Consider the following 964-nt stretch of genomic DNA (forward strand, 5'->3'; position numbering starts at 1 on the left):
TACATGGACGGACCACCGCTGCCCGCTTCGGAGGTTTGCCAGACGTTTTCGTAGTACTGGAGGTTGGTCGGCGTAGACGGCGGTTTCTTCGTATAAGCCAGAGCCGCATTGCAGAAAGCGACCGCTGACGCGTAGCCCAGCGACGTGGCGGCCACGCCGTTGCCGCACGACTCGTTCCACGGAATCTCCGGCACATACGACAGCGCCGAGCCACCCACCGCACTCGGCGTCGCCGCAAAGTACTTGCTGGTGGTGCCGTCGATGATGTCAGCCAGATCGGTACCACCGACGCCGGTGTCGTTCGGCGACGTCGCGAACGAATTGGCATCGACCGCCGTGTTGCCCGATTGGCCGTTGATGACGGCGCCGTTGAAGCTGGGGTTGGAACCGGAATCGCCGGTGGAGACGAACACCGAAATGCCCTCGGCATCGGCCTGCGCCCACATCAGATCGATACCCGTCTTGCTGGCGCTGTCGGTGAACTGTTCACCGAAGCCATAGCTGGCACTGATGATGTCGGGGCGACCGCTCGACTCATTGATCAGATTGGTTGCAGCCACGAAGACACCGCCAAAAAAGTTGGAGGTCGCTTCGTAGTAATTGCCATTGTTCTCGTATGCGTCCGAGCAGCTAGCCACCACGATGTTCGCGCCCGGCGCGATGGCCGTCGACCATTCCGCGTCCAGCAAGGCCTCACCGTCGTCCTGGGTGTCACCGTAATATGCGTCAGGGTCCTCGCAATTGTTGACACCACTGCTCGGTGCCGGGTTGACCTGTGTGAAGCTGCCACCGAACTTGGTCAGGTTGAAGGTGGTGGTGAAATTGGTCCAGTCCGCCGCCACCATGTCGCTGTCTTCGACCACCGCGATGGTGACACCCGTTCCCGTCACGCCATTGCCGCGGATCGTGCTGACGCCGTACATGGTCGCCAGATCATTGGGTACCAGGCCACGGATCACGCCCT

General features: G+C 61.3%; 1 protein-coding gene. It reads right to left on the bottom strand.

Annotation, left to right across the window (positions count from 1 at the left end):
- Nucleotides 1-964, bottom strand: a 964-nt coding sequence (locus tag GSQ75_RS07530; protein ID WP_216840631.1) for a hypothetical protein, incomplete at both ends; no start/stop codon positions are given.

The organism is Dyella sp. S184 (genome assembly GCF_009766065.1).
GTDB lineage: Bacteria > Pseudomonadota > Gammaproteobacteria > Xanthomonadales > Rhodanobacteraceae > Rhodanobacter.